Source organism: Thauera sp. SDU_THAU2, assembly GCF_038260575.1.
Lineage (GTDB): Bacteria > Pseudomonadota > Gammaproteobacteria > Burkholderiales > Rhodocyclaceae > Thauera.
Window position 1 is genome coordinate 1525119 of the sequence record NZ_JBBWUN010000003.1, and the last position, 22734, is coordinate 1547852.

Below are 22734 nucleotides of genomic sequence, written 5' to 3' on the forward strand. Positions count from 1 at the left end.
CACCAAAGGAGGAGGGTGGAGGAGACGGTTCGAATACTAGCTGGATGGATTGTGCGATGCAATAATTCCAAATACAAAAAATTTTATGACTCCAGAAGCATTATTTTCATTCGATGCGGCCTGTGCGGCCCGCCCCTCCCCGGCTAGCCTGTTCGGCTCGGACTGGGCGGCCCGGCCCTCCGGCTGCCCCTACAGCGACTGGATGTGCTCGAACATCCTGTGGCGGCCGGCCTCGTCCGGCAGGCGGCCGCTTGCCGCACCGAGGTTGTCGATGACGTTGCGTGCCTGGCTGGTCGCCGGCGTGGCCACCGTGACCGCCGGATGGGAGATCACGTACTTCAGGAAGAACTGGCCCCATGAGGCGATGTCGTATTCGGCCGCCCAGTCCGGCAGCGCATGGCCATCCACCTTCTGCCACAGCCGCGAGCGGCCGAAAGGCTGATAGGCCAGCACGCCGATGCCGCGCTCCTGCGCCAGCGGAAAGATGCGTTCCTCCATCACGCGGTTGTCGATCGCGTAGTCCACGCCGACGAAGTTCAGCGGCTCGCTGCGCATGATGCGCTCCAGCTCCTCGTACTGGCCCGGGAAGGTGGTCGTCACGCCGATGTAGCGCACACGCCCGGCGTCGCGGTATTCCTTGAGCAGGCCGAGCTGGGTGGGCACGTCGCCCAGGTTGTGCACGTTGATCAGATCCATCCGTTCCTTGCCCAGCCGTGCCAGCGACTGCTCGATCTGGGCGCGGGCCGCGGTCGGATCCGCCTTGCCGCCGCCGCGTCCGGCCACATTGACCTTGGTGGCCCAGAACAGCTCGTGGTTGAGGCCGGTTTCCTGCGCGATCCTGGCGGCCACTTCCTCGGCTGCGCCGTAGCTGGGTGCGGTATCGAACACCGTGCCGCCCCCGCGCGCGAAGGCTTCCAGCACCTCGCGCACGCGCTCGACATTGCCTTCGCCGGCGATCCGGGAGAAGGATGCCGAGCTGCCCAGGCCGACGGCCGGCAACTGCTCGCTGGTGCCGGGAATCGTCCGCGTGATCAGGCTGCGGCTGTCCTCGGCGGCCATCAGCAGCCGGGGATGGGCAGCCAGGGCCAGGCCCGCAGCGGCGGAAAGCTTGAGGCAGTCTCGTCGTGTGATCATGGTGTTGGACTCCTTGTCGTGGAAGGTTCTCCCGGCGCGGCGGCCGGGGCTGGAGGAAGGCTTGCTCCGCGTTCCGCGGCCAGGCGCAGCTGGGCGCGCCCCAGCCACAGCCCCAGCGCGGCCCAGGCCAGCGCGAGTGGAATCGCCACGCTCGCCAGGCCGGCCAGACCCATGCCCAGCCGCCCGAGCAGGCCCTCGACCTGGGCGCCGGCCACGTCGCCGCCGCGGTAGCCGAAAGTGTCGATGAAGGCTTTCGACTTGTACTTGTCCTCGCGGCTGACGACCGTGTACAGCGTCTCGCGCGCCGGCCGCGTCAGCGCCCGCTGCACGGCACGGAAAGCGGCCTCGAACACGATCAGCGCCGCCAGCGTGCCGACGATGGCCAGGCCGACGAAGCCCAGCACCACCGTCAGCGGCAGCAGCATCAGCGTCAGGTGGACGCCGAAGCGTTCCATGATGCGGCCGGCGATCAGTGCCTGCAGCGCCAGGGTCGTGACCTGGGTGATCAGGTCGATGCGGGCGAACAGCGCCGTGCGCTGGTCCATGTCGCCGCCGAGCGCGGCCACCATCTGCAGGCGGGTGAAGTAGAGCAGGGTGGCGACCACCGCCATGATGATCACGTAGACCGCGATGCCGAGCAGGTAGCGCGAGGCGAACACCGCTTTCAATCCCTGCCATGCGCTGCCGCCGATGACCGCATGTTCCGGCCGTTCCGCCTGCCCGGCGCCGCCTGCGCCGGCAGCTCGCTGGCTGCGCGCCACCGCCCACGCCGCGCCCAGCGCCAGCATCAGGAAGCCGGCCGACACCAGCAGCAGCGCCGGCGTGCCCAGCGGGCGCGCCAGCACCGAAGCCAGCCAGGGGCCGAAGATCGCGCCCAGCGTGCCGCCCACCGAAATCAGCGCGAAAAAGCGCTTGCTCTGCTCCAGCGTGAAGCGGTCCGCCATCAGCGCCCAGAACAGCATCGTCGCGAACAGGTTGAAGACGCTGAACCAGACGTAGAACACCTGCCCGCTGGTGATGCCGACCGCTTCCGGCGCCAGCACCAGCAACAGATGGAAGCCGACCAGGCTCAGCGCGAAGAAGACATAGGTCGCGGCGATGAACTTCAGCCGCGGCAGGCGGCTGACCAGCCAGCCGAACACCGGATTGGCCAGCAGCGTCACCAGCGCAGTGCCCATGAACAGCCAGCGTACCGCCTCGATGCCGCGCTGCATGCCCAGCGCGTCGCGCGCGGGGCGCAGCACCATCAGGGCGGTCAGCACGCAGAAGAAGAACAGGCCGGCCAGCAGCACCGGCACGGCCTCGTCGCGGCGAAGCTTGAAAAGTGCGCCGAGGCGCGTCTGCTTGAGCGAGTTCGTCATCGAGGCCGGGAAACGATGTGCATGGAGGACGCCGTGTAGCGGGATCGGCAGGGGCCGATCCGATCCCTGCCGGGCAGGCCGGGATCGGTTTCAGTGGCAGTATCGGTTCGGTTGCCGGAATACCGGATCGTGGCGCCAGGGCGCCCCGCGACTGTGGCCGATGCATGCGCTAAATCGGGGAGACACCGCGAGCAGTCCAATGTTCCGGCAATATCCGCCAGGCACGCCGTCATGCAGGATGCGGAAGCATGCCAGGGCAGGCTCCACGCCGACGGGATACGGGCAATGGGGCCGGCAATGAGAAGTGTTCCTCGCAGATTCGCAATGAATGAGAGGCAGTCTCGATATTGTTCTCTAAGGCATTGCCAGATAAGGAAAATTTTCTTTGACCTGATCCTCGCCTTGCGTCAGACTCCGCCCCCTGAAGGCAGGGATGAACTGCCTCGTGACACAGCCAAACGGAGAACCCATGAAAGGCAACGCCAAGATCATCGACGCACTGAACAAGATGCTGGCTTACGAGATGACGGCTTCGGACCAGTATTTCGTTCATGCCCACGTCTATCACGACATGGGCCTGCTGCACCTCTACGACCGCATCTATCACGAGCACCAGGAAGAGCTCACGCATGCCAAGGTGCTGATCGAGCGGATCCTGTTCCTCGAGGGCACGCCTGATCTCGGCCAGCGCCTGCCGGCCAGCACCAGCCGCGACGTACCGCAGATGCTGAAGCACGATCTGGACATGGAGATCACCGTGATCCAGCAGCTGCGCGAGATCGTCGCGCTGTGCGAGCAGGAGCGGGATTTCGTCACGCGCGAGAAGCTGATGCCCCTGCTGCTCGATACCGAGGAAGACCACATCCACTGGCTCGAACAGCAGCTGCGCCTGATCGACATGGTCGGCATGCCGAACTACCTGCAGAGCCAGATGAAGGTGGGTACGGCCGGCTGAGGCACGGCCGGTCAGGTGTGGCCGGCTGAGGGCTGATCAAGGCCATCGGCGCATCCGGCGAGGCAGGTCATCGTCGGATGCGCCGGATTTTCGTGAATCGAGCGCAGGCCGGCTCGGCAGAGCCATGTGCATGCAAAACAAAAAGGGCTGTGGATCAGTATCCACAGCCCTTGCTGTATGTGGGGCGACATACCGGAATCGAACCGGTGACACCTGGAGCCACAATCCAGTGCTCTACCAACTGAGCTAATGCCGCCACTAAAACCTGTCCTGGCCTGCCCGGCAGGGATCGAACCTGCAACCCCCAGCTTAGAAGGCTGGTGCTCTATCCAGTTGAGCTACGGGCAGAGTCCCGCGGGCAATCGGGGTGTGAGCTGGTCGGGGTGGAGGGATTCGAACCCCCGACATCTTGCTCCCAAAGCAAGCGCGCTACCGGACTGCGCTACACCCCGAGAGCCGCGAACTATACAGAGGTCCCGGCATGTCGTCAAACATCTTTTGCGGGATTTTTCATGTTTCCCGCGCGCGCTGCCAGTTACGCACAACGCGTAGCATGTTGAGCAGCAGCCACCCGAATTCGATAAGCATCAGCAGCCCGGCGATACGCGCAGCGGCGGCCACGAACACGCCCAGCACGAGGGCGGCGAGTACCGCGAGATGGAGCTTCAACTGCTGCTTGACCGGGGTGTCGGGCAGCAGCTTCTTCATGTTCGGGGCGCGGATGCCGGCCTGGGTGAGGTTCAGCCAGGCGAGGAAAGGGACGATCTTGTACAGCATGGCGCTGATCGCGCCGGCGAAGCCGCCGTGCAGGATGAGCACGCCGGCGAGCACCGACCACTGTCCGCCGTCGTCGACGAGGTTGGCGCCGAGCGCGGCGATGCCGGCGAGCATCGCGAGCATCGCCGCGCGGAAGGCATGGAAGGGCGCATCCGGCGTGCTGCGGCGGGTGCGCGCCTGCAGCCGCAGGGTCAGTATCGTGAAGGCGCCGAAGGCAAGCATCAGGGCGGTGCCGAGCACGATGCCGGCACCGTCCGCAGCGGTCGAGCGGGCCAGCGACCACGACACCAGGCCCGCCAGCACCACGGGTGCCCACCAGCGGGTGAAGCGGGCAGGGTAGCTCGGCGTGATCTGGAACATCGGCACCACGACCCAACTGGTCGCGGCCAGCAGGATGCCGCCCCAGCCCAGCCAGCCCCAGGCAGCATGCAGGTCCACAGCCTGGGCCAGCGGTATCGGCAGGGTCGCGCCGCGGCCGATGGCGAAGGCGAGCGCCAGCCCCAGCACCGCGGTCACCGCCAGACCGATCAGGGCCAGGCGCAGATCCCGCGGCGCGTGGCTGGCGATCTTGACCGCCGGCGAGCGGATCAGGCCGGCCAGCGCGGCGATCAGGAAGATGCCGATGCCGCCGAGCAGCAGCATGGCGCCGCCGATGATGGCGTCCGGGAGGCCGAAGGCGAGGCCGCCGGCGAGCCCGGCGGCGCCGAAGGTGAGCAGCGCATGGCTGCTGCCGGCGACGCCCAGCACCGCGGGGACGCGGACGCCGGCGACCACGGGCAGGATCTGCTGCAGCGCGCCGATCATCACCTGCAGCATGAAGCCGGCGGCGAGCAGGTGGACGGCGGCGAGCGCGCCGGGCGTCCAGCGCGAATCGAGCACGCCGTCGCCGAACAACAGCACGAGTCCGGCACAGATGCCGAACAGCGGCGCCGTCAGGAAGAAGCGCAGCGGTGCCGACAGCGGCGGCGTGTCTTCATAGGCGAGCCCGGGATTGGCGCTGCTCATGGTTTGCCTGCGGGGTTGCGCGCGGGAGCCGTCACGGACGGCCGATCAGGATCTCCACGGCGCCGTCGTCGCGGATGCTCACCTCGTTGCGATAGCCGTCGCGGTCGAGCATGCGCAGCAGCGGATGCGGCATACGATCGAGCAGCAGCGTGAACTGCTGGCCGGACTGCAACTCGGCCAGTGCTTCCATGGCGCGCTCGAAGGGTTCGGGAGGCTCCAGGCCGCGGGCGTCGACGATGGTCATGATGCGTGCTCCACGGCAAGCGTTTGCGAAAGATGGCTACAGAGCTCGTCCCGGGCATGGGCGAGGCGGGCGTCGCACATCGGATAGAGGATATTCTCTTCCTTCATGTTGTGCTGCTGCATCATGATCAGCAGGGTTTCCGCCTCGCCGGCGAAATCGTCCGTATCGCGCGCCTGCAGCGCCGCGCGCAGGCGTTCGAGCGCGGCGCGCATGTCGACGTGCTCGCCGCGCATGACCTGGGTCGGCCCCTGGGTCATGCCGGTGGCGGTTTCGAAGGCGGGGAAGAGCTGCTGCTCCTCGGCGTCGAAATGGGCGTTCAGGCCGTGGGCGAATGCTTCCAGGGCTTCGCTCGCGCCTTGCCAGTCATGCTTGGCGGCGAGCGTTTCGGCGCGGGCGAAATCGTGATCGCAGGCGCGGTGATCGTGGGTCATCAGTTCGGCTATCGTGCTCATGGTCTGCTCCGATGGGACTGAGGCCATTCTCCGCCGTGTCCGGCGGCTGGCATTGATACGAGTCAAGTCGGGTAAGGCGCTGCCGGCCGGCGCCGGGCGGTTCGCATTCGATTCGTTTGAGGAATCGCGGGCCGCGCAGGCACAATCGCGCTTTTCGTTCCGCCGGAGGCGGCATGTCGAATGCGGCTGCGCCGGGTGCCTGGAGCCGGATCTTCCTGCCCTTTGCGCTCGGCTACTACCTGTCCTACCTGCTGCGCACGGTCAATGCGGTAATCTCGCCGGCGCTGACCGGTGAGCTCGAGCTGTCGGCGGCGCAGCTCGGGTTGTTGACCAGCATGTATTTCTTCGCTTTCGGGCTGGCGCAGATTCCGGTCGGGATCGCGCTCGACCGCTATGGCCCGCGCCGCGTCGAAAGCGCCTTGCTGCTGCTGACCGCGCTGGGCGCGGCGCTGTTCGCGCAGGGCGACTCGATCGGCAGCCTCGGGCTGGGGCGGGCGCTGATCGGGCTGGGTGTGTCGGCCTGCCTGATGGGTGCGCTGAAGGGCTTTGCGCTGTGGTATCCGCCCGAACGGCAGAGTTCGATGACGGGCTACGTGATGGCCTGCGGGGCGATGGGGGCGCTGACCGCCAGTGCGCCGCTCGAAGCGCTGATTCCGCTGCTCGGCTGGCGGGGCGTGTTCTGGGGCATCGCGGCGGTCGCACTGGCGGCTTCGGCCAGCCTGTTCCACAGCTTGCCGCGGGAGGCGCCGGCTGTCGGCAAGCAGAGCCTGGCGAGCGCCATGCGCGGCGTGGCAGGAATTTTCGCCGCGCCGGCCTTCCTGCGCTTCGCCGGCTCCTCGCTGTTCTTCGTCGGCGGCTTCATGGCGCTGCAGAGCCTGTGGGCCGTGCCCTGGCTGATGCACGTCGAAGGACTGGAACTGGCCGCGGCGGCCCGCACGCTGTTGGCGCTGAACCTCGGCATGTTGGCCGGGCAGTTGTCCATCGGCATGTTCGGCGTGCGTCTGGCCCGCCGCGGTGTGCAGCCCCTGCGCCTGCTGCAGGTCGGCTATGCGGGCCTGCTGCTGGTGCTGGCGGCGATCCTGTTCAGGGTCGGTCCGGTCGTCGTGACGTGGTTCCTGCTCGGCGTGCTGTCGGCGGTGAATTCGCAGTCCTATCTCGCGGCGGCGAACAATTTCCCGCGCGAGATGTTCGGCCGGGTCAGCACCTCGATCAACCTGATGGTCTTCCTCGGTGCCTTCCTGGTGCAGTGGGGGATCGGTCTGGTGCTCGATCTGCTGCGCAGCTGGGGCTGGGCGATGCCCGACGCGCTGCGGTTCGCCCTTGCCGTGCTGTTGTTGCTGCAGGCCTTCAGCTACCTGCCGCTGCTGGGCAAGCGTGCGGGAGGAAGCGGGAACTGAGAGACGCGAAGCCTGAGCTTCTCCGCTCAGGCCGTTGCATGCCGCCGCTGCCGGGCGGCGCGTGCGGCAACGCCCAGGCCTGCCAGCCCGGCCGAGCAGACGCCGAGCACCAGTGCCAGGGCCGAACCGTAGAAGATGCCCGAAGTCATGCCGGCATCGAGCATGGCGCCGAATATCGGTGCCGCGATGCAGAAACCCAGGTCCAGCCCCGAATACACCGTGCCGTACACGCGCCCGGTCGCGCCGGGCGGTGCCGCGCGCTTGATCAGCATGTCGCGCGAAGGGCCGGCCAGACCGATCCCCAGGCCCGCCAGGGCCGTCATCGCCAGCGCCGCCGTGCCCGGCAGCAGGCCGGAACCCACCAGCGCCAGCAGCACGGCCGTTGCGAGCAGGCACACGCCGATGGTCTTCTCGAGCCGCTCCACGCGCGTGACGAGGAAGCCACCGACCACCATGCCCGCGGCGCCGCACAGCATGTAGCCGGTGACCACCATCGCCGTCATCGACAACGGCAGGCCGTACAGCCGTTGCAGCGTGGGGCCGGCGAAGCTCTGGATGGCCGACAGCGAGCAGGTGCTCCAGAAGAAGAAGGAAAAGCACAGCCACACCGAAGGCAGCTTGAGGAAGGCGAGCGGATGCTCCTCTGCCGCCGCCGCGGTGCTTTTCGCGGCCTGGCCGGCCCACGAGCCCTGGCGATCGTCGAGCGCGTCGCGGTTCCAGACCATGATGGCCAGCACCGCCAGCGCCAGTCCGGCACCGGACAGGCAGGCGATGCGCCACGAGCCCGTGGCTGCGGTGATGCCGGCCATGAACACCGGCGCCGTCGCCCAGCCCAGGTTGCCCGAGATGCCGTGCACCGAGAAACCGTGTCCCAGCCGCTGCGGCGACACGCGCTTGTTGAGGATGGTGAAATCCACCGGGTGGAAGGGCGCGTTGCCCAGTCCTGCCATGACCGAAGCCAGCAGCAGGCCGGCATAGCTGCTGGAAGAGCCGGCAAGCAGCCCTGCCAGCACGAAGCAGGAAAGTGCGCAGAACAGCACCGGCCGGGCGCCCACGCGATCCACCAGAAAGCCCGACAGCGCCTGGCCGACGCCCGATATCACGAAGAACACCGATACCAGCAGGCCCAGTTCGGAGTAGCTGAAGCCGAATTCCGCGATCAGGAACGGGAACAGCGGCGGCAGCAGCATGTGGAAGAAGTGCGACGAACCGTGCGCCAGGCCGATCAGGCCGATGGTGCGGGCGTCCTGCCGCAGCGAGGGGGTGTGTGCGATGGAGCTCATGCAGCAGATGATAGGCAGCGCGTCGGCGGCAGATATGCGACAGCAGGACATATACTGTCGAGATCATGCCAAACCAAGCCAGACTTCGACCTGCCGCGCCTCGAATGAAATCCCGTGCGGGAAGTTCCCCGGCCTGCGTGGTGGCGGCAGCGACACCGCATCTCTACATTCCCACGGCCGAACGTCCGGTGCGGGCGAAGATGCGCAAGCTGCGCGCCGATACGCAGGTGATGCCTCATCGCCACCCCTGGGCGCAAGTGGCCATCTCCGCCACCGGCGTGATCCGCCTGAGCACCGAAGGCGGCACCTACATCGTGCCGCCGTGGCGCGCGCTGTGGATTCCGCCCGGCGTGGAGCATGCGGTGACGGTGGTGGAGGATGCCGACATGCGCACGCTCTACTTCCATCAGCCGGCCGGGCGCTTCGGCCCGGACGTGGCGCCTGGGGACGATGGCCCCTGGCGCGGCTGCCGGGTGCTGGAGATGTCGGAGCTGCTGCGTGCCCTGGTGCGCGAGATGCCTTGCGTACCCGACGATGCGCCGCCGCTGCCGGCCGGGCTGAGGCAGCGTGAGAAGCTGCTGAGCGCGCTGATCCTGGACGAACTGCGCAGCGCCAGTGCCGTGCCGCTGGGCGTGGACCTGCCCCGCGACAAGCGCCTGCGCCAACTGTGCGAGGCGGTGCTGGTCGATCCCACGCGCCATGAGACCCTGGCCGACTGGGCGTCCGACACCGGGGCCAGTCCGCGCACCGTCGCACGCCTGTTCCGCCATGAGCTGGGGCGGACGTTCACGCAATGGCGGCAACAAGTCATCCTGGCCCGGGCCGTGGCCCTGGCCGCGGGCCGCATGCCGGTCAAGCAGATCGCCGCGGAGCTGGGCTACAACAGCCCGAGCGCTTTCAGCGCCATGGTGCATCGTGCCGTGGGCATGCCGCCGGCACGTTTCCTCGGACTGCAGGACGACTGAAGGAGGGCGGCAGCGGCTGCCGGCTAGCGTGGCTCAGGCTGCCAGCCCGCAGGCCACGCCCGAGGACCAGGCCCACTGGAAGTTGTAGCCGCCCAGATGGCCGGTGACGTCCATCACTTCGCCGATGAAATACAGGCCGGGGCAGGCGCGCGCCTCCATCGTGCGCGAGGACAGGGCGTGGGTATCCACGCCGCCGAGCGTGACTTCGGCCTTGGCATAGCCCTGCGTGCCCGACGGCGCCAGCTTCCAGCCCGACAGCGTGGCGGCGATGGCGCGCAGCTCGGCATGGCGGAAGCCGTTCATCGGCTTCGTCCAGCCGTGCAGTTCGCACCAGGCATGGGCGAAGCGGCGCGGCAGGCGCTCGGCCAGCAGATTCGCGAGCAGGGTGCGTTCGCCGGCGTGTTCGAGCAGCCAGTGCTCGGTATCGAGGCCCGGCAGCAGGTCGAGCGCGACCGGCTCGCGCTCGTCGTCGCCGTAGGCCTGGGCCTGCCAGTAGTTCGACACCTGCAGGATGGCCGGCCCGGACAGGCCGCGGTGCGTGATCAGCGCGGCTTCGCGGAACACCGGGCCGCGGCAGCGGGCTTCGACTTCGAGCGAGATGCCGGCCAGCGGCGCGAGCCGCGACAGGGTCTCGGGCGGCAGCGTCAGCGGCACCAGCGCCGGCAGCGGCGCGATCACCGGCAGGCCGAACTGCTCGGCCAGCCTGTAGCCCAGCGGGCTGGCGCCGATCTTCGGGATCGACAGCCCGCCGCTGGCCACGACCAGGCTGTGGGCGGCGAAGCGGCCGATGCTGGTGTCCACCAGGTAGCGTTCGGCATCGCTGTCGCCGCGGGCCACTTCCAGCACCTTGGCGGGCATCGCCCAATCGACGCCGCCGTCCTCGCATTCGCTGCGCAGCATGTCGATGATCTGCTGGGCGGAATCGTCGCAGAACAGTTGGCCCCAATCCCTTTCGTGGAAATCGATGCCGTGGCGCTGCACAAGACCGATAAAATCCGCCGCCGTGTAGCGCGACAGCGCGGAGCGCACGAAATGCGGATTGCGGCAGAGATAGTTTTCCGCGCCGACCCGGCGGTTGGTGAAGTTGCAGCGCCCACCGCCGGAAATGCGGATCTTCTCGGCCAGCTTTTCGGCGTGATCGACGAGCAGCACACGGCGGCCGCGCTGGCCGGCGGTGGCCGCGCACATCATGCCGGCGGCACCGGCGCCGATGACGATCACGTCGTAGCTGCGGTCGGCCGGCCGCCGGCCGGAGGGGGCTGAGTGCGCCACGTGGGTACCTGCGATGACGAAAGCGGCGCAGAATACGCGCTGCGCCACCGGGCGGCAAACCACGCCGGCCGGAGGGCGCGACGAACAGATCGAGAATGTCAGCTTGCTGGAGTTTTTTATGACTGATACCACCACCGGCCCGAACGCACCGCTCCGCAAACGGAGCCTGCTTCGCCCGGCGTTGTGGACCGCGGGTGTGGTGATCGTGATCGGCGCAATCGGCTTCTTTGCCGTGCCGCCGGTCGCCAGGCACTACGCCGTGAAAATCCTGGGCGAGACGCTGGGCCGGCCGGTGTCGATCGAAGGTGTCGCGCTCAATCCCTTCACCGCCACGGCCGAAGTGCGCGGGCTGAAGATTCTCTCCGCCGATGCCGGCAGCGAGGCGCTCGCCTTCGATGCGCTGCGGGTCAATGCCGAACCGGTCCAGTCGCTGATCCAGCGCGGCGTGGTGCTGCACGAAGTGGCGCTGCGCGGGCCGCGGCTGGAAATCGGCATCGACGAGGGCGGGCGCCATAGCTGGAGCGACGTCGCCGAGCGTATCGAAGCGATGCTCGCCGACAAGGAAGAGCCGGCCGACGACGAGTCCGGCGCGCTGTTCTCGATCGGCAACATCCGCATCAGCGGCGGCCACGTCCGCGTGGACGACAAGCCGCGCGGATTGGTGCACGAAGTGGCGGACCTGGAAGTGGGCCTGCCCTTCATCTCGAACCTGCCGGTGAAGGTCGACGTCTTCGTCGAACCCAGCCTGTCGGCCACGCTCGACGGCAACCCGCTGCTGATGAAGGCGCGGCTCAAGCCGTTCGCGGATTCGCACGACACCATCCTCGACGTCGTGCTGGACAAGTTCGACCTCACGCCCTGGCTGGTCTATGCACCTTTCGATCCGGCATTCAGCCTGCCGTCCGCCCAGCTCAGCAGCAACATCGAACTGTCGTTCAGGCAGGCGCCCGAAGGCACGCCCGAACTTGCACTGAGCGGGCCGCTGAAGCTCGAAGCTTTCCAGCTGCTGGACAAGGACGGCACGACGGTCGCGAACATCCCCGAGTTCGAGCTCGAGTTCGCCGACGTGCAGCCGCTGATCAAGCGCTGGCATTTCACCCGCCTGCGGCTGGCCCAGCCCGAGATCGACCTGGTAAGGCTGGAGGACGGCGGCATCAACCTGATGAAGCTGCTGCCGGCGACGGCGGAGCAGGCGGCCGAGGCGAAACCGAACGGCAACAAGCAGCAGAAGGGGAAGAAGGAGGAAGCGAAGGCGGCCGGAGAGCCCGCGGCGGATGCCGCACCCGGGGCCGCTGCGGCCGAGAAGCCCGACTTCCTGCTTGCGCACGCGCGCATCCGCGATGGCGTCGTGCGCTTCGAGGATCGCAGCCTGAAGCAGCCCTTCAAGACGCGGATCGAGGCGATCAACCTCGACCTGCGCGATCTCGCCACCGATTCCGACATGCCGGCCGAGATCCGGCTCGACTACGTCAGCGATGCCGGCGAGAAGCTGGTGCATGAAGACCGCCTGCGCCTCGAACCCTTCGAGTTCGACGGCCTGCTGAACTTCGAGTCGATCCAGGCGCCGCGCTATGCGCCTTACCTCGCCGAAGCCCTGCCCGGCGGCGAACTGCGCAGCGGCACGCTCAGCGGCGCGCTGCGCTACAAGCTCGCGCTGGACGACAAGGGCGAACCCCGCATCGACCTCAAGGCCGACACGCTGGTCGTGCGCGATTTCGCCCTGGCGCTGAAAGGCGCCAAGGACGCCGCGCTGAAAGTGCCCGAACTGGACGCCACGGAGGCGGTGCTCGACCTCGACGCGCAGAGCGTCAAGCTCGCCACGCTCGGCATCAAGGGCGCGAGCGTGTCGGCGGTGCGCCTCAAGAACGGCGACATCGACCTGCTCGGCATCACCGGCCCGGCGGCGAAATCCGGCAGCAAACCCGCAGCGCAAAAAGGCGCCAAGGCCAAGGGCGGCAAGCCGGCCGCCGAAGCGCCGTGGGTCGTCGCCGTCGACAAGTTCGCGCTGCAGGCCGCGTCGATACGGGTCGAGGACCGCACGGTGAACAAGCCGGTGGTTCTGGCGGTCGACAACATCGGCCTGGAAGTGGACGGTTTTTCGACCGCCAAGGATGCGCTCAGCCAGCTCAAGCTCGACTCGCGCATCAACCGCAATGGCCGGCTCGGCGTCACCGGCAGCCTCGGGCTGGAGCCGTTGAAGGCGGATCTCCGCATCGACGCGCGCAGCCTCGACCTGCTGCCGGTCCAGCCCTACGTGCTCGAGCAGACCAAGATCTCCATTTCCCGCGGCGCGCTCAACACCCAGGGGCGGCTCAGGCTCGACACCGGCCGGCGGGGCGATCTGCGTGCCAATTTTCGCGGCGACCTCAGCGTCGGCAACTTCGCTTCGGTCGACCGGCTCAATGCCACCGATTTCGTGCGCTGGCGGACGCTGCGCATCGGTGGCATCAATGCCACTTCCGAGCCTTTCTCGCTGGCGGTGCAGCGCATCGCGCTCGACGATTTCCAGACTCGCCTGATCCTCGACGAACAGGGCCGCTTGAACCTGCGCGAAATCCAGGGCGAGCAGGCCGGCGGCGGCGAGGCCGCGGCTGCCGCACAGCCGCCCCCGACGCCGCCTTCGGCGCTCGATCCCTTCATCGACCCGGCACTCGCCAATACCGGCCCGCGCCAGGTCGAAGGCCAGCGCAGCGTCGAGCTGCCGCCGGCGCCGGCCGAACCGCCGCCGCCGATCCGCATCGACCGCATCGAGATCAAGCGCGGCAACATCGCCTTCAGCGATCGCTTCATCCAGCCGCACTACGACGTCAACCTGACCGACATGGCGGGCGAACTGACCGGCCTGTCGACCGATCCCGACACGCTCGCCAAGCTGGATCTGAAGGGCAGGGTGGACAAGGCCGCGCCGGTCGAAGTCGCCGGCGAACTGAACCCCTTCCGCCACGACGCCCATCTCGACATCCTCGCCTCGGTCAAGGATTTCGAGCTGACCGGGCTGTCGAGCTACGCCGGCAAGTACGTCGGCTACGGCATCGCCAAGGGCAAGCTGTCGGCCGAACTGAACTACAGGATCGAGGAGCGCAAGCTCACCGCCACCAACCAGATCTTCCTCGACCAGCTCACCTTCGGCGACAAGGTCGACAGCCCCGACGCGATGAATCTGCCGGTACAGCTCGCGGTGTCGCTGCTGCAGAACAGCCGCGGCGAAATCGACCTGCACCTGCCGGTCAGCGGCACGCTGGACGACCCCGAGTTCAGCGTGTTCGGGCTGGTGATTAAAGTGCTGGTCAACCTGATCGGCAAGGCCATCACCTCGCCGTTCGCGCTGCTCGGCTCGGTGCTGGGCGGGGGTGAGGAACTGTCCTACCTGGAGCTGGCGCCGGGCGCGGTCGAGCCGGGCGAGGCGGAGCACGAAAAGCTGGGCACGCTGGCGACCGCCTTGCTCGACCGGCCTGCGCTACGGCTCGACATCACCGGCCGCGCGGATCCGGCAGTGGATACCGACGGCCTCAAGCAGGCGGCGCTGCAGCGCGCGGTCAAGGCGCAGAAGCTCAAGGCGCTGGTCGACAAGGGCGAAGCGGCGCCTTCGCTCGACGACATCGAAGTGGGCGCGGAGGAATATCCGGAGCTGCTGAAGAAGGCCTACCGCGAAGGTGACTTCGACAAGCCGAGGAATTTCATCGGCATGGCCAAGGACGTGCCGGTGCCCGAGATGGAAGCGCTGATCCTGGCCAACACCCCGGTCGGCGACAACGAACTGCGTGCCCTGGCGCAGCAGCGCGCGCAAGCGGTACGCGACTGGCTGGCGGGCGAGGGCGGCGTGCCCGGCGAGCGCATCTTCGTGCTCGAACCCAAGGTCGAGGCGGCCGGCGAGAACGGGCAGGTGCAGTTCTCGCTGCGCTGAGCTGCATCCGCCGGGCAGGCGTTCAGCGCGCGGGCGCGAGGTTCAGGTTGCCGACACCGTTCTGGCCCTTGATCAGGAACTTGCCCACTGCCTGGTCGCTGCGGCAGGGTCCGAGCCGGCGGCCGTCGATCTCGCTGCGGGCCGCCGCAGCGCCGTCTGCCCGGGTCGTGCTGAGTTCGCCCTGGAAGTTGTACTGGAAGTCGCCGGAGAACTTGCCTTCGATAGTCGCCGTGCCGTCTTGCGTATCGCACTGCGCACGGTAGCGGAAGTACGGCCCTTCCTTCGACCATGTCTGCTCCCGGCAGTCGGCCCCGGCGTTCGCCGGCGTGGCCAGCACGTCGTCCCGGCCTTCCTTGGCGATGCAGATGTGGAAGCTCTCGGTTTTCGCCGCCTCGCCCGCCGGCCCATGGTTGATCAGCCACAGGCCATGCATCCGTTGCGGTGCGTCGATGACGCTCGGGGCGGGCGTCGGATCGGCGTGAGCGGTTTGGAACGTTGCGGCGGCGGCAAGCAGCAGCGGAACGAGAGTGCGCATGTTCATTTCCAGCGATGGCTTGGGTGTGGGTATCGGATTGGCCGCAGATTAACCGTGCGCCGTGGTGTGGAAATTGAGCAAGGACAATACCGGCTCGGTTTTCGCCAGGTTCAGAACAGCCCCATTTCCAGCCGTGCCGCTTCGCTCATCATCTCCCGGCTCCACGGCGGGTCCCAGGCGAGTTCGACCGTCGCTTCCTTGACGCCGGGGATCTCGAGCAGCTTTTCGCGCGCCTCGTCGGCGATCAGCGTGCCCATGCCGCAGCCGGGCGCGGTCAGCGTCATGCGCACTTCCAGGCGGAAGCCACCGTCGGGCAGCGGCTCGGCGGTGCAGCCATAGACCAGGCCGAGATTGACGATGTCGATCGGAATCTCGGGGTCGTAGCAGGTGCCCAGCACTTTCCAGGCGTTCTGCTCGACCGAGGCGGCATCGGCTTCGCCTTCGGCATGTGCGGGCATCGGCGGCGGCAGCTGGGGTTCCAGCCCCAGCGCATCGGCGTCGCGTTCGGCGATGCGGTACAGATTGCCGCCGCACATCACCGTGATCGAACCGCCCAGGCGCTGCGTCACCAGCGCATAAGCGCCTTCGGGCAGTGTCTCGGCCTGGCCCCAGGGCACGCTGACGGCGTCGCAGTCGCGCGCCAGCACGCGGGATTCGGTTTCGGCATAGCGTTCACCCATGGTCGTCTCCGTCATTCGGTGCGGGCCGGTTCCTGGGCGCCGACGATCGCGTTGTGCAGGGTGTGCCAGGCCAGCGTGGCGCACTTCACCCGCGCCGGAAACTCGCGCACGCCGGACAGCACCGCCAGCTTGCCGAAGTCGCGGTCGGGCGGCACGTCGGTGAGCAGGGCGTGGAAGTCGTGGAACAGGGCTTCGACTTCGGCTACCGGCTTGCCTTTGACCGCCTCCGTCATCAGCGAGGCCGAGGCGGTGGAAATCGCGCAGCCGTGGCCGACGAAGCTGACGTCCTTGACCAGGCCGTCCTCGAGGCGCAGATAAACCGTGAGCTGGTCGCCGCACAGCGGGTTGTGGCCGTCGGCCTGATGGTCGGCGTCGGCCATGGCGTGGAAGTTACGCGGCTGGCGGTTGTGGTCGAAGATGACCTCCTGGTACAGCTCGCGCAGGTCGGGGGCGCTGTCGTTCATGGGGCGTCCTTCAGGTTCCGAACAGTTTCTGGGCCTTGCCGATGGCGGCGGCCAGGGCGTCGACATCGGCTTGTGTGTTGTACATCGCCAGCGAGGCGCGCGCGGTGCCGGGAATGCCGAAGCGGTTCATCAGCGGCATCGCGCAATGGTGGCCGGCGCGGATCGCGACGCCTTCGGCATCCAGGATGGTGCCGAGGTCGTGCGGGTGGATGCCATCGACCAGGAAGGACAGGATGCCGGCCTTGTCCCTGGCCGTGCCCACCAGCCGGATGCCGGGCAGCGTGCCGATCGTCGCCGTGGCGTAGTCGAGCAGGGCGTGCTCGTGCGCGGCGATGCGCGCCAGGCCGATGCCCTGCACGTAGTCGATCGCGGCGGCCAGGCCGATGGCGCCGGCGATGTTCGGCGTGCCGGCCTCGAAGCGCTGCGGGGCGTCGGCCCAGGTGCTGCGCTCGAAGGACACGGTGCGGATCATGTCGCCGCCGCCTTGCCAGGGCGGCATCGCCTGCAGGATGGGCTTGCGTGCGTAGAGCACGCCGATGCCGGTCGGGCCGTACAGCTTGTGGCCGGAGAAGGCGTAGAAATCGCAGCCGATGGCCTGCACATCCACCGCCTGGTGGGCCACGGCCTGGGCGCCGTCGACCAGCACCAGCGCACCGGCGGCATGGGCACGCGTCGTGAGCTCGGCCACCGGGTTGATGCTGCCCAACGCGTTCGACACGTGGGTGATGGCGACGAGCTGGGTGTCCGAGCCCAGCAGGGCGTCGAAGGCGTCGAGGTCGAGCTCGCCGGCATCGCTGACCGGTGCGACCTTGAGCACCGCGCCGGTCTGCTCGCACAGCAGTTGCCAGGGCACGATGTTGGAGTGGTGCTCCATCGCTGTGATCAGGATCTGGTCGCCGGCGCGCAGTTCGGCGCGGCCCCAGCTCTGCGCGACCAGGTTGATGGCCTCGGTGGTGCCGCGGGTGAACACGATCTCGTCGGCGCTCGCGGCATTGATGAAGCGCTGCACCGTGATCCGCGCGTCGTCGTACAGCTCGGTCGCATGCTGCGACAGCCAATGCACGCCGCGGTGGATGTTGGCGTTGGATTCCAGATAGAAGCGCCGTTCGGCCTCGATCACGGCCAGCGGCTTCTGCGTCGTCGCGCCGTTGTCCAGATAGGCGAGCCGGCGGCCATGCACCTTGCGGGCGAGGATCGGGAAATCGGCAGCGACGTCGAGCTGCGCCGTGTGGATGTCGGCAGGGGAATTCACAGCAGTTCCTCCAGCAGGGCGCCGCCCGGCAGGCGGCTCAGCAGGGTGGCGCGGGCGTGGCGGCGCAAGGCGTCCTGGGCGATGCGCTCGATCACTTCGGCGGCGAAGGCGTAGGTCAGCAACTGGCGCGCATGGGTTTCGTCCACGCCGCGGGTGCGCAGATAGAACAGCGCGCTGTCGTCGATCTGGCCCACGGTGGCGCCGTGCGCGCATTTGACGTCGTCGGCGTAGATCTCCAGCTCGGGGCGGGCGTCGGCTTCGGCCATCTTCGACAGCAGCAGGTTGTCGCAGCGCTGCACCGCGTCGGTGCGCTGGGCGTCCTGGGCGACGATGATGCGGCCGGCGAACACGCCGCGGGCGTTGCCGTCGACCAGGCCGCGATAGTGCTCGCGGCTGGTGCCGAGCGGTCGGGCATGGTCGATCAGCGTGTGGTGGTCGACATGGCGCCGGCCATCGACGTGGTACAGGCCGTTGAACAGCGTCTCGCAGCCTTCGCCGTCGAAGCGGGTGCGGATGTCGTTGCGCGCCAGCCTGGCGCCGAAGGACAGCGAGTGGGTGGCGAAATGCGAACCGCGCGCCTGCTCGGCCTCGATGCTGGCGAGGTGGATGCTCTGTTCGTCCTGCTGCTGCAGCTTGACGTGGCTGATGCGCGCATCCTGCGCCGCCTGTACGCGGGTGACCACGGTGGCCAGCGTGCTGCCGCCGCCGAGGTGATGTTCGACGATGCTGGCCTCGGCATTGGCTTCGGCCACGATCAGGTTGCGCAGGTGGCTGTCGGCCGCGCCGGTGGCGCCGATGAAGACCAGGTGCAGCGGCTGCTCCAGCGCCGTGCCGGGTGCCAGATGGACGAAGGTGCCGTCGCTGCACAGCGCCAGGTTGAGCGCGTACGGACTGGCCACGGCGGCGTCATCCCCTGCGGCGCTGCCGAAGGCGGCTTCGACCGCCTCGGGCCGGCGGGCCAGGGCCTCGGACAGGGCGCTGACCGTGATACCCGCCGGCAGCGGCGGCCTCACCGACAGCGCCGGCTCGAAATGCCCGTCGACGAACACCAGCCAGTGGCCGCCATCGTCGAAATCGGCGCGCAGCGCGGCCAGCGTGGTGGCGGGGTGCGGGGCGTCCTCCGGCGCAGCCAGCGGCTGCTGGTCGAGGAAGGCGAGCGAAGTGTGGCGCCAGGCTTCGAGCCGGCTGGTCGGCCAGCCGGCAGAGGCGAAGCTGTCGATCGCGTCGCGGCGGCGGCTCGTCAGCCAGGGCAGCGCGGCGCCCGGCAGCGTGGCGGCGCGTTCGCGCTGGCGTGCGACCCAGGTGTCGATGCTATTCATGGCTCAGCCTCCCGCCGCGCCCGCGGCCTGCGCGGCGCCGGCACCGCTTTCGATCCAGCCGTAGCCGTGCTGCTCCAGCTCCAGCGCCAGCTCGCGTCCGCCGGAGCGCACGATGCGGCCTTTCGACAGCACATGCACCCGGTCGGGCACGATGTAGTCGAGCAGGCGCTGGTAGTGGGTGATGACGATCATCGAGCGTTCGGGCGAACGCAGGCGGTTGACGCCTTCGGCGACCACTTTCAGCGCGTCGATGTCCAGGCCCGAGTCGGTTTCGTCCAGCACCGCCAGCTTCGGCTCGAGCAACGCCATCTGCAGCACTTCGTTGCGCTTCTTCTCGCCGCCGGAAAAGCCTTCGTTCACCGAGCGGTAGAGGAATTCCTCGCGCATGCCGACGGCCTTCATCTCGGCCTTGACCCTTGAGAGGAAGTCCATCGCATCGTATTCGGCCAGGCCGCGATGGCGGCGCACGGCGTTGACCGCCGCCTTCAGGAAATAGGCGTTGGAGACGCCGGGGATCTCGACCGGGTACTGGAAGGCGAGGAACAGTCCGGCGCGGGCGCGCTCCTCGGCGGGCAGCGCGAGCAGGTCGGTACCGTCCCAATCGACGCTGCCGGCGGTGACCTCGAAAGTGTCGCGCCCGGCCAGCACCTGGGCCAGCGTGCTCTTGCCCGAACCGTTGGGGCCCATGATGGCGTGCACCTCGCCGTCCTTCACTTCGAGGTCCAGGCCGTTCAGGATGGCCTTGCCGTCCACCGCGGCGTGCAGATTGTCGATCTTCAGCATGTCATTTCTCCCTGTTTCACTCAGCCGACGCTGCCTTCGAGGCTCACGCCCAGCAATTTCTGCGCTTCCACCGCGAACTCCATCGGCAGTTCCTTGAACACTTCGCGGCAGAAGCCATTGACGATCATCGATACCGCATCCTCGGCGCTGATGCCGCGCTGCATCGCGTAGAACAGCTGGTCTTCGCCGATGCGCGAAGTGGTGGCCTCGTGCTCGATGCGGGCGCTCGGGTTGCGCGCCTCGATGGTCGGGAAGGTGTGCGCCGCGCAGCGGTCGCCGATCAGCAGCGAATCGCACTGGGTGTAGTTGCGCGCGCCTTCGGCCCGTGGCGTGACCCGCACCAGGCCGCGGAAAGTGTTGCTGCCGCGGCCGGCCGAGATGCCTTTCGAGAGGATGGTGCTGCGGGTGTTGCGGCCCATATGGATCATCTTGGTACCGGTGTCGGCCTGCTGCAGGTTGTTGGTCAGCGCCACCGAATGGAAGTCGCCCACCGAGTCGTCGCCGCGCAGGATCACGCTCGGGTATTTCCAGGTGATCGCCGAGCCGGTCTCGACCTGCGTCCAGGAAATGTGCGAGCGCGCACCGCGGCAGTCGCCGCGCTTGGTGACGAAGTTGTAGATGCCGCCCTTGCCGTCCTTGTCGCCGGGGTACCAGTTCTGCACGGTGGAGTACTTGATCTTGGCGTCGTCGAGCGCGATCAGCTCCACCACCGCGGCATGAAGCTGGTTCTCGTCGCGCATCGGCGCGGTACAGCCTTCGAGATAGCTGACCGAAGCGCCTTCCTCGGCGATGATCAGCGTGCGCTCGAACTGGCCGGTGTCGCGCGCATTGATGCGGAAGTAGGTGGACAGCTCCATCGGGCACTTGACGCCCTTGGGGATGAAGACGAAGGAGCCGTCCGAGAACACCGCCGAATTGAGCGCGGCATAGAAGTTGTCGCCCGGCGGCACCACGCTGCCGAGGTATTGCCGCACCAGATCGGGATGCGTCTTCACCGCCTCGGAGAAGGAGCAGAAGACGATGCCGTGCTCGCCCAGTTCCTTCTGGAAAGTGGTGGCGACCGATACCGAGTCGAACACTGCATCCACCGCCACGCCCGCCAGCCGTGCGCGCTCGTGCAGCGGCACGCCGAGCTTCTCGAAGGTGCGCAGCAGTTCGGGATCGACTTCGTCCAGGCTCTTCGGCCCGTCCTTCTTCGACTTCGGCGCCGAGTAATAGACGATGTCCTGGAAATCGACCGGCGGGAAGCTCACCGCGGCCCAGGTCGGCGGTCTCATCGTCAGCCAGCGCCGATAGGCTTCCAGGCGCCAGTCGAGCAGCCAGTCCGGCTCGTCCTTGCGCGCCGAGATCGTGCGCACGATGTCCTCGGACAAACCCTTGGGAATGGTGTCGGTTTCGAGCCGGGTTTCGAAGCCCGCGGTGTAGTCCTGTTCCAGGAAGGCGCCGAGGGCGTCGCCGCGGGTGCTGGGGGAAGCTGCCGTCGGGGAGGCGGTGGCAGGGGAGGTAGTAACTGGGGTTGGGGCGTTCATCTCGGTTTCTCCTGTCGTTCAGCCCGGGTGGCGTACCAGGCGGCTGGGGCCGAGCACGTGCTGGGCGGCTGGGGAAGAGGTGTCGGCAAACCTGGGGGGTGGCGTCATCTCGGCGATGCTCACGCCCTGCAGGGCCTCGCGGACCACGGTGTTGATGCGCAGCCAGCCGTCGCGGATGCGACAGCCCGTTTCCAGCGTGCAGGTACCGCTGCCGGAACTGCATTCGGTCAGCCCGAAAGGCTGGTCCTCCAGCGCATCGACGATGTCGGCGATGCTGATCTGTTCGGGCGGCCGCGCCAGCAGGTAGCCGCCGTGCGTGCCGCGCTGGCTGACCACCAGCCCGTGCCGCCCCAGCGCCTTCAGGACCTTGCTGACGGTGGCCAGGCCGAGGCCGAGGGCGTCGGCCAGCTCGGTGGCGCTGACGACCTGCGTCGGCGTCACCGCCATGTGGGTCGCGATCAGGGTTCCGTAGTCGGTGAGTTTGCTGATCCGTAGCATGATGAAGGGCCTCCGGGGTGGCCTTGCTGTCTAGCGTGTGTAAACTGTACTAAATTAGTACTGTATTTGCAAGACGGCACCACGGCCAGCGATGGCGGTCGAAGCATGCACGGGAACTGCCGCCGGAATGGCGCGTGGATGCGCCGCCGGGCCTATGATGCGAAGAGGAGCACGCAGGAGGAGGCGATATGGAGCTGGAAGTGGGTCGGATCTATCCGGTGCGCCTGTGCAGCGGCGAAATCCGCGCCTGGCGCTTCGATGGCCGCGATGGCCGCGGCCTTGCCTGGTGGCATGACACCGAGACCGGCACGGGCTTCAACGAATCGGGCGTGCTCTACGCCTGGGAGCTGCTGCCGGAGGGGAGAGCGATGGCTGAGCCGTGGTGGATTCGTGTCGCGCTGCCTTTTCCCGCCTCGTTGGCGCTGCCGGCGCTCGGTCTGGGCGTCGCTTGGCTGACGTGGCCGCAGGCGGCCGGAGCGGGGGCTTTGATGCTGGCGCTGCTTGCCGGGCTGGCGGCGTGGACGCTGGTCGAATACCTGCTGCACCGCTTCTTCATGCACGGCGTCGAGCCGTTCACTGCGTGGCATCTGCAGCACCATGACAGGCCGCTGGAACCGCTGCGGGTTCCCGTCGTATTCAGTCTCGGGCTGGTGCTGGCCTTGCTTGGCCTGCCTTTGCTCGTGCTGGGGCCGGACAGCCTGGCGGCGCCTTTCTCGGCCGGCCTGCTGCTCGGCGACGTGCTGCAGGAAAGCGTGCATCAGCGGCTGCATGGGCATGAACTGAGCGGGCAATGGCTGCCGTATCTGCGCGAGCACCACGCCTGGCATCACTTCAAGGACGAAAGCCTGGCTTTCGGCACGCTGACGGATTTCTGGGACCGCTGCTTCGGAACCTGCCCGCCATCGGCGCGGGGGCGCTGAGGACG

At 67.8% G+C, this 22734-nt stretch carries 20 protein-coding genes and 3 tRNA genes; 5 read left to right on the forward strand and 18 right to left on the reverse strand.

The annotated features are described in order from the left end of the window. Window positions 1-189 precede the first annotated feature (189 nt). Window positions 190-1134 carry an aldo/keto reductase gene (locus AAFL97_RS08390; protein ID WP_341644517.1) on the reverse strand — a complete coding sequence of 315 codons (945 nt, stop codon included), beginning with the start codon at window positions 1132-1134 and terminating at the stop codon, window positions 190-192. Continuing rightward, window positions 1131-2495 carry an NTP/NDP exchange transporter gene (locus AAFL97_RS08395; RefSeq protein WP_341644518.1) on the reverse strand — a complete coding sequence of 455 codons (1365 nt, stop codon included), beginning with the start codon at window positions 2493-2495 and terminating at the stop codon, window positions 1131-1133. The genes AAFL97_RS08390 and AAFL97_RS08395 overlap by 4 nt, the downstream gene beginning before the upstream one ends. A 469-nt stretch (window positions 2496-2964) precedes the next feature. Between AAFL97_RS08395 and bfr the strand changes: the two genes are divergently transcribed. Continuing rightward, a complete protein-coding gene (gene bfr, locus AAFL97_RS08400) occupies window positions 2965-3450 on the forward strand; it encodes a bacterioferritin (protein ID WP_341644519.1) in 486 nt (161 codons plus the stop codon). Window positions 3451-3630: 180 nt separating this feature from the next. Here the strand turns inward: bfr and AAFL97_RS08405 are convergent. From AAFL97_RS08405 to AAFL97_RS08430, 6 genes are all read right to left on the reverse strand, one after another. Then, a tRNA-His gene (locus AAFL97_RS08405) sits at window positions 3631-3706 on the reverse strand. A gap of 15 nt (window positions 3707-3721) precedes the next feature. Then, window positions 3722-3798, reverse strand: a tRNA-Arg gene (locus tag AAFL97_RS08410). Between the two features lie 27 nt (window positions 3799-3825). Then, a tRNA-Pro gene (locus tag AAFL97_RS08415) sits at window positions 3826-3902 on the reverse strand. 58 nt (window positions 3903-3960) lie between these two features. Further along, window positions 3961-5232: a hypothetical protein gene (locus AAFL97_RS08420; RefSeq protein ID WP_341644520.1), complete on the reverse strand. Its 1272-nt coding sequence runs from the start codon at window positions 5230-5232 to the stop codon at window positions 3961-3963. A 31-nt stretch (window positions 5233-5263) separates the two neighbouring features. Beyond that, a complete protein-coding gene (locus tag AAFL97_RS08425; protein ID WP_263459293.1) occupies window positions 5264-5476 on the reverse strand; it encodes a DUF2249 domain-containing protein in 213 nt (70 codons plus the stop codon). Beyond that, the gene (locus AAFL97_RS08430; RefSeq protein WP_341644521.1) at window positions 5473-5928 is read right to left on the reverse strand and encodes a hemerythrin domain-containing protein; all 456 of its coding nucleotides are present in this window, start codon (window positions 5926-5928) and stop codon (window positions 5473-5475) included. Before AAFL97_RS08430 ends, AAFL97_RS08425 begins: the two co-directional genes overlap by 4 nt. Before the next feature lie 173 nt (window positions 5929-6101). On the opposite strand from AAFL97_RS08430, the gene AAFL97_RS08435 reads away from it, so the two are divergent. After that, window positions 6102-7325: an MFS transporter gene (locus AAFL97_RS08435; RefSeq protein ID WP_341644522.1), complete on the forward strand. Its 1224-nt coding sequence runs from the start codon at window positions 6102-6104 to the stop codon at window positions 7323-7325. A gap of 26 nt (window positions 7326-7351) precedes the next feature. Here the strand turns inward: AAFL97_RS08435 and AAFL97_RS08440 are convergent, their stop codons facing one another. Next, window positions 7352-8608, reverse strand: coding sequence for an MFS transporter (locus AAFL97_RS08440; protein WP_341644523.1), 1257 nt, complete (start codon window positions 8606-8608; stop codon window positions 7352-7354). A 104-nt stretch (window positions 8609-8712) separates the two neighbouring features. Here AAFL97_RS08440 and AAFL97_RS08445 point away from each other — a divergent pair, with 104 nt between their 5' ends. Further along, window positions 8713-9573 carry an AraC family transcriptional regulator gene (locus AAFL97_RS08445; RefSeq protein WP_341644524.1) on the forward strand — a complete coding sequence of 287 codons (861 nt, stop codon included), beginning with the start codon at window positions 8713-8715 and terminating at the stop codon, window positions 9571-9573. Window positions 9574-9606: 33 nt separating this feature from the next. On the opposite strand, the gene AAFL97_RS08450 is transcribed toward AAFL97_RS08445, so the two are convergent. Next, entirely contained in the window at window positions 9607-10845 is a 1239-nt protein-coding gene (locus AAFL97_RS08450; RefSeq protein ID WP_341644525.1) for an NAD(P)/FAD-dependent oxidoreductase, read from the reverse strand. 118 nt (window positions 10846-10963) lie between these two features. Here AAFL97_RS08450 and AAFL97_RS08455 point away from each other — a divergent pair, with 118 nt between their 5' ends. Further along, the gene (locus AAFL97_RS08455; RefSeq protein ID WP_341644526.1) at window positions 10964-14749 is read left to right on the forward strand and encodes a DUF748 domain-containing protein; all 3786 of its coding nucleotides are present in this window, start codon (window positions 10964-10966) and stop codon (window positions 14747-14749) included. Window positions 14750-14771: 22 nt separating this feature from the next. Here the strand turns inward: AAFL97_RS08455 and AAFL97_RS08460 are convergent, their stop codons facing one another. The 8 genes from AAFL97_RS08460 to AAFL97_RS08495 all read right to left on the reverse strand — a co-directional run bounded on the left by AAFL97_RS08460 (window position 14772) and on the right by AAFL97_RS08495 (window position 21809). After that, window positions 14772-15284, reverse strand: coding sequence for a DUF3617 domain-containing protein (locus AAFL97_RS08460; protein ID WP_341644527.1), 513 nt, complete (start codon window positions 15282-15284; stop codon window positions 14772-14774). A 110-nt stretch (window positions 15285-15394) separates the two neighbouring features. After that, window positions 15395-15964, reverse strand: a complete 570-nt coding sequence (gene sufT / locus AAFL97_RS08465) for a putative Fe-S cluster assembly protein SufT (protein WP_341644528.1) — start codon at window positions 15962-15964, stop codon at window positions 15395-15397. Window positions 15965-15975: 11 nt separating this feature from the next. Beyond that, the gene (gene sufU / locus AAFL97_RS08470) at window positions 15976-16428 is read right to left on the reverse strand and encodes a Fe-S cluster assembly sulfur transfer protein SufU (RefSeq protein ID WP_341644529.1); all 453 of its coding nucleotides are present in this window, start codon (window positions 16426-16428) and stop codon (window positions 15976-15978) included. A 10-nt stretch (window positions 16429-16438) separates the two neighbouring features. After that, window positions 16439-17680, reverse strand: a complete 1242-nt coding sequence (locus tag AAFL97_RS08475; RefSeq protein WP_341644530.1) for a cysteine desulfurase — start codon at window positions 17678-17680, stop codon at window positions 16439-16441. Then, entirely contained in the window at window positions 17677-18999 is a 1323-nt protein-coding gene (gene sufD, locus AAFL97_RS08480) for a Fe-S cluster assembly protein SufD (RefSeq protein ID WP_341644531.1), read from the reverse strand. The genes AAFL97_RS08475 and sufD overlap by 4 nt, the downstream gene beginning before the upstream one ends. Window positions 19000-19002: 3 nt before the next feature. Further along, a complete protein-coding gene (sufC, locus tag AAFL97_RS08485; RefSeq protein ID WP_341644532.1) occupies window positions 19003-19782 on the reverse strand; it encodes a Fe-S cluster assembly ATPase SufC in 780 nt (259 codons plus the stop codon). Between the two features lie 20 nt (window positions 19783-19802). Next, complete coding sequence (gene sufB, locus AAFL97_RS08490) at window positions 19803-21311, reverse strand: Fe-S cluster assembly protein SufB (protein ID WP_341644533.1); 1509 nt, start codon at window positions 21309-21311, stop codon at window positions 19803-19805. Window positions 21312-21329: 18 nt separating this feature from the next. Then, window positions 21330-21809, reverse strand: a complete 480-nt coding sequence (locus tag AAFL97_RS08495; protein WP_341644534.1) for an SUF system Fe-S cluster assembly regulator — start codon at window positions 21807-21809, stop codon at window positions 21330-21332. 200 nt (window positions 21810-22009) lie between these two features. On the opposite strand from AAFL97_RS08495, the gene AAFL97_RS08500 reads away from it, so the two are divergent. Beyond that, window positions 22010-22729, forward strand: coding sequence for a sterol desaturase family protein (locus tag AAFL97_RS08500; RefSeq protein ID WP_341644535.1), 720 nt, complete (start codon window positions 22010-22012; stop codon window positions 22727-22729). Window positions 22730-22734: the final 5 nt, after the last annotated feature.

Excerpts from the sequence above, each read along its gene's own strand:
- AAFL97_RS08390 (WP_341644517.1), bottom strand. The coding sequence starts at position 1,134 with ATGATCACACGACGAGACTGCCTCAAGCTTTCCGCCGCTGCGGGCCTG.
- AAFL97_RS08395 (WP_341644518.1), bottom strand. The coding sequence starts at position 2,495 with ATGACGAACTCGCTCAAGCAGACGCGCCTCGGCGCACTTTTCAAGCTT.
- bfr (WP_341644519.1), top strand. The coding sequence starts at position 2,965 with ATGAAAGGCAACGCCAAGATCATCGACGCACTGAACAAGATGCTGGCT.
- AAFL97_RS08420 (WP_341644520.1), bottom strand. The coding sequence starts at position 5,232 with ATGAGCAGCGCCAATCCCGGGCTCGCCTATGAAGACACGCCGCCGCTG.
- AAFL97_RS08425 (WP_263459293.1), bottom strand. The coding sequence starts at position 5,476 with ATGACCATCGTCGACGCCCGCGGCCTGGAGCCTCCCGAACCCTTCGAG.
- AAFL97_RS08430 (WP_341644521.1), bottom strand. The coding sequence starts at position 5,928 with ATGAGCACGATAGCCGAACTGATGACCCACGATCACCGCGCCTGCGAT.
- AAFL97_RS08435 (WP_341644522.1), top strand. The coding sequence starts at position 6,102 with ATGTCGAATGCGGCTGCGCCGGGTGCCTGGAGCCGGATCTTCCTGCCC.
- AAFL97_RS08440 (WP_341644523.1), bottom strand. The coding sequence starts at position 8,608 with ATGAGCTCCATCGCACACACCCCCTCGCTGCGGCAGGACGCCCGCACC.
- AAFL97_RS08445 (WP_341644524.1), top strand. The coding sequence starts at position 8,713 with ATGAAATCCCGTGCGGGAAGTTCCCCGGCCTGCGTGGTGGCGGCAGCG.
- AAFL97_RS08455 (WP_341644526.1), top strand. The coding sequence starts at position 10,964 with ATGACTGATACCACCACCGGCCCGAACGCACCGCTCCGCAAACGGAGC.
- AAFL97_RS08460 (WP_341644527.1), bottom strand. The coding sequence starts at position 15,284 with ATGCGCACTCTCGTTCCGCTGCTGCTTGCCGCCGCCGCAACGTTCCAA.
- sufT (WP_341644528.1), bottom strand. The coding sequence starts at position 15,964 with ATGGGTGAACGCTATGCCGAAACCGAATCCCGCGTGCTGGCGCGCGAC.
- sufU (WP_341644529.1), bottom strand. The coding sequence starts at position 16,428 with ATGAACGACAGCGCCCCCGACCTGCGCGAGCTGTACCAGGAGGTCATC.
- sufD (WP_341644531.1), bottom strand. The coding sequence starts at position 18,999 with ATGAATAGCATCGACACCTGGGTCGCACGCCAGCGCGAACGCGCCGCC.
- sufC (WP_341644532.1), bottom strand. The coding sequence starts at position 19,782 with ATGCTGAAGATCGACAATCTGCACGCCGCGGTGGACGGCAAGGCCATC.
- sufB (WP_341644533.1), bottom strand. The coding sequence starts at position 21,311 with ATGAACGCCCCAACCCCAGTTACTACCTCCCCTGCCACCGCCTCCCCG.
- AAFL97_RS08495 (WP_341644534.1), bottom strand. The coding sequence starts at position 21,809 with ATGCTACGGATCAGCAAACTCACCGACTACGGAACCCTGATCGCGACC.